Below are 4,280 nucleotides of genomic sequence, written 5' to 3'. Positions count from 1 at the left end.
AAAAATAAACCGGTCGGTATACGCACTAGCCTCGTAATTACCCTCATCAGCTGTCTTTTAACCATCGTATCCGTCAAATCCGTTTCACTCTATCACGATATGGCGACGAATGTTCAAATGGATCCGATGCGCCTTGTCGCACAAATCATTGCCGGTATCGGCTTCATTGGTGCTGGTGTCATTTTGCGTCGTCCTCACGATATCGTCAGTGGATTGACGACGGCCGCCATTATATGGAGTTCAAGTGGAATTGGAATTGCTGTCGGTGCAGGATTTATATGGGAATCGGTTTTTCTTGTTTTATTTTTGTTCTTCTTATTAGAGGGATTGACTCGAGGAATGCGCCGCATTAATAACAGTCGATTCGAAGCGAACGTCCTTGTCGCACACTTGCTCCTTCCTGCTGATCTGGACCCATCTGAAATCATCTTCGCTCTTGAACGAAAAGGTGTTCATATTACGAATATGCGCATGCGAGGAGATCCGGTTCGGTTGACATTACGAATGTATTCTCCGCATAAACTGACCATATTCCTACTTTATGACTATTTAAAATCACTCGGAATTAAGGATATAGACCTTGATCAGTGAGAATTATCTGAAAATTTATGTTGCATTTTTAATCACTTTCACTTAAATTAACAATATGTTCACATTTTTCTGAAATATTTAACTCTAACTCTCGGGGGGTCATCGTTCCATGAATAAAACATCGAAAATTGCGTTTGCTGGACTATCTAGCATCGCACTACTTGCTGTCGCTGCATGCGGGCAAGGAAATGATGAAAACACAAGCGGATCTGATTCAAAAAACAAGAAAAAGGAAGTCACGCTCGTTTCGACGACAGATGTACCTCAGCTTGATCCGACGAAAACGACGGACTCGACTTCCATCATTGTTACGAATAACGTCTTTGAAGGACTTTATCGACTCGATGGTGATAACAAGCCGACACCTGGAATCGCAGAAAGTGTCGAAGTGTCAAAAGATAAAAAGACATATACGTTTAAATTGCGTAAAGATGCGAAGTGGTCGGATGGATCAGCCGTCACAGCAGATGATTTCATCTATGCTTGGAAGCGTGCACTTGATCCAAAGACAGCCGCAGAATACGCATACATTTTACAGGACTTGAAAAATGCCAATAAAATTATGGCAGGCAAAGCTGAACTCGATGAACTCGGTGTCAAGAAAATCGATGATCAGACACTTGAAGTACAACTCGAAGCTCCAGCACCTTACTTCCTTGGTTTGACGAGTTTTCCGACTTACTTACCATTAAAGCAATCATTCGTTGAAGATAAAGGCGATAAGTTCGCGACAAGTGTGGACACTATGGTCTTCAACGGACCTTTTGTCCTCGATAAGTGGCAAGCGAACGCGGGTTGGACATATAAGAAAAACCCGGATTACTGGGATAAAGCAAACGTCAAGATGGATCAGATCAACGTTAAAGTCGTTAAGGAAATCTCGACTGGCGTCAACCTCTTTGAAGCAAAAGAAGTCGACTTCGCACCGATTACATCTGAATTCGTTTCACAATATGAAAAATCAGAGGATTACAAGACACGTCCAGATGCTCGGATCAACTTCCTCCGCTTTAACCAAAAGAATAAAGCATTGAAAAACAAGAACATCCGAAAAGCGCTCGCACTTGGTTTCGAGAAACAAGGGATTACGGACGTCATCCTAAACGATGGATCAAAACCAGCAAACTTCATCGTTGCGAAAGACTTCACGTTCACACCGGATGGTGAGGATTTCCGAGCGAAATATCCGGATCTTCAAAGCTATGATGCCGATGCAGCGAAAAAAGCTTGGGATGCTGGATTGAAAGAACTTGGTGTCAAAACAGTCGAACTCAGCATGCTCTCACGAGATGAGGATGCATTCAAGAAAGTCTCTGAATACTTAAAAGGTGATCTAGAGAAACATCTTCCTGGTTTGACGATCAATATCAAACAACAACCGTTCAAGAACTTCCTCGACCTCGAATCGAAGGGCGATTATGATATCTCTGCAGCTGGATGGGGACCTGACTATCAGGATCCAATGACGTTCCTCGATATGTGGTTGACAGGCGGAAGCTTCAACCGGATGGAATACTCGAACAAAAAATTCGATGATCTCATCAAAGGGGCAAAACAACAAGCAGATGAAGCGAAACGTTGGTCTGATATGCAAGAAGCTGAAAAAATCTTGCTAACCGATGACTACGCGATCGCGCCGATCTATCAAAAAGGTGAAGCGTACTTGCAACGGACAAACATTGATAAATTATACCGTCACCCATTCGGTGCCGATATGAGCTTTAAATGGATGGAAATCAAGTAAACGAGGACCTGACGCACACATCGAATTCTTTAATCAACAAGTAGTGGATCTCGTCCGCTACTTGTTTTTGATTTCCTGAAGATATCTCTAAAAACAACAAAGACCCCTTCTGACGGAGCCATCGGGGGTCTTTACTGTGCGATTTGTTTATAAAAAGCGATTTCTTCATCTTGTCCTTCTTCCACTGCTCGGAAGAATTCAGCAAAATAGGCGTACAAAACGGTGCGTTCTTCATACGTCGGTCTGGCTTGACGAATAACGGAGAATGCAAGGTTTCGCAATTGACGTTTCGTTCGCCGATGTGTCGGAAGTGCATAAAATTGACGCGTGAATGAACGATAGACGTCCGCAATCAAGACTTCATGTCCTTCAAAATATGATTTATCCATAAATATAGTCCCCTTTCCACTTTAGTGATCCTATTCTTTTCTACGACTCTTTTAAATAAAGAGTTTCAAAGAAAGTGAGGTTTCTCACAAATGATATAGACCTTACTATAACAAGCTTTCCAAAATGATTCAACATCCAAACTATTAAGTTTCATTAAGAATATTTAGACCTTTTGTAAAGTGTCTTTCTTTGATTTTAGATCATCTATTTCTAATAAAAAACGGTCTGAGTCCCGGAAAGAGACTCAGACTCGCGATGGACTTTAGTTTGCTTGTACTGAAATATGCTGGAATTGTTTTACATCGAATAACCCACTGTCGGTCAACTTCAATTCTGGAATGACCGGTAAGCAAAGGAACGACATCGTCAAATAAGGATTAAAGGACCGATCCGCTTCTAATACATCAAGTGCATCGTTTAATGCTTCGAGTGTATCCCCGACTTCTTGGAAAGGACGATTCGTCATCAACCCAGCGATTTCAAGCGGTAACTCTGCAAGCACGTCTTGTCCATTAACAGCAATGACACCCCCACCCGCTTGAACAAGACGTTCTGCAGCGAGTTGCATCTCTTCGTCTGATGCCCCAACGATGACGAGATTATGTGAATCATGGGCAACGGTCGCAGCAATCGCTCCACGCTTCATCTTAAATCCTTTGACGATCCCAACTGCTGAGAACGATGTCCCGTGATGACGCTCAATGACAGCAATTTTTAAGAGATCCTCCTCTGGCACAGGAACGAAATGTCCTTCTTGAAGCGGAACGTCAAGAATCAAGTGCTCGGTGACGATGCTTTTCGGAATGACTCCGATGACATGCGCACGTGCTGATTCGAGTGGAAGGGCGAATACTTCTGGTGTGATCGGTTTTGTATTCAAGGTTCCACGTAATGACTCCGGCACATAAGCACGGCGAACGGGTCGAATCGTTTTCCCAGCTCGTGCGACACAATTCCCTTGAATATAAACCTCATCAATCACGACATTATCGGCATCCGATAACAAGACGAAGTCCGCCCGACGTCCTGGTACGATGGCTCCCCGATCGTCTAGACGATACGCGTTCGTCGCGTGCAACGATGCCATCGCATATGCTGTTTCGCGTTTAATCCCATGACGAATCGCATAGCGAATATTATAATCAATCGTACCTTCACGTAATGTATCGTCTAAATGTTTATCATCCGTACAGAAGAGAAATCTGCTGGCATTACTCTCTGTCACGGCATCGAGTACTTCCTTCAAATTTCGAGCTGCTGATCCTTCCCGTACTTCGACATACAGACCACGACGTGCTCGCGCAATCGCATCTTCCTTACTGACGGATTCATGATCCGTCCGAATTCCGGCGACACCATATATGTTGATTTCGCGTGGCCCGAGTCCTGCAGCATGTCCATCGACAAGTTTCCCTGCGTCTTCAATCTGTTTGATTTTTTGTAACATGTCGCGATCGGCTCGTTCGACAGCCGGATAATCCATGACTTCACCTAAACCATGGACACCCGGATGATTGACGAATGGCGCAAGTGCCGCAGCATCAAGTGATGCCCC

General features: G+C 43.9%; 4 protein-coding genes. 2 read left to right on the top strand and 2 right to left on the bottom strand.

From position 1 onward, the window contains the following. Both B2751_RS11075 and B2751_RS11070 read left to right on the top strand, forming a co-directional pair. Positions 1 to 591 (top strand): MgtC/SapB family protein (locus tag B2751_RS11075; RefSeq protein ID WP_290774800.1); only part of this gene is annotated, 591 nt, incomplete at its 5' end. Positions 592 to 700: 109 nt separating this feature from the next. Then, positions 701 to 2,335 (top strand): peptide ABC transporter substrate-binding protein, encoded by a 1,635-nt coding sequence (locus B2751_RS11070; protein ID WP_290754139.1) that lies wholly within the window; start codon positions 701 to 703, stop codon positions 2,333 to 2,335. 131 nt (positions 2,336 to 2,466) lie between these two features. Here the strand turns inward: B2751_RS11070 and B2751_RS11065 are convergent, their stop codons facing one another. Both B2751_RS11065 and B2751_RS11060 read right to left on the bottom strand, forming a co-directional pair. After that, positions 2,467 to 2,724 carry a hypothetical protein gene (locus B2751_RS11065; protein WP_035412398.1) on the bottom strand — a complete coding sequence of 86 codons (258 nt, stop codon included), beginning with the start codon at positions 2,722 to 2,724 and terminating at the stop codon, positions 2,467 to 2,469. Positions 2,725 to 2,987: 263 nt separating this feature from the next. Next, positions 2,988 to 4,280 (bottom strand): adenine deaminase (locus B2751_RS11060; RefSeq protein WP_290774799.1); only part of this gene is annotated, 1,293 nt, incomplete at its 5' end.

This window comes from Exiguobacterium sp. UBA6282, assembly GCF_002440475.1.
Taxonomy (GTDB): domain Bacteria; phylum Bacillota; class Bacilli; order Exiguobacteriales; family Exiguobacteriaceae; genus Exiguobacterium_A.
The sequence above is the reverse complement of the archived record's forward strand: the minus strand, read 5'-3'. Positions and strand labels throughout refer to the sequence as shown.

Coding starts and splice junctions, on each gene's coding strand:
- B2751_RS11070 (WP_290754139.1), top strand. CDS start 701: ATGAATAAAACATCGAAAATTGCGTTTGCTGGACTATCTAGCATCGCA.
- B2751_RS11065 (WP_035412398.1), bottom strand. CDS start 2,724: ATGGATAAATCATATTTTGAAGGACATGAAGTCTTGATTGCGGACGTC.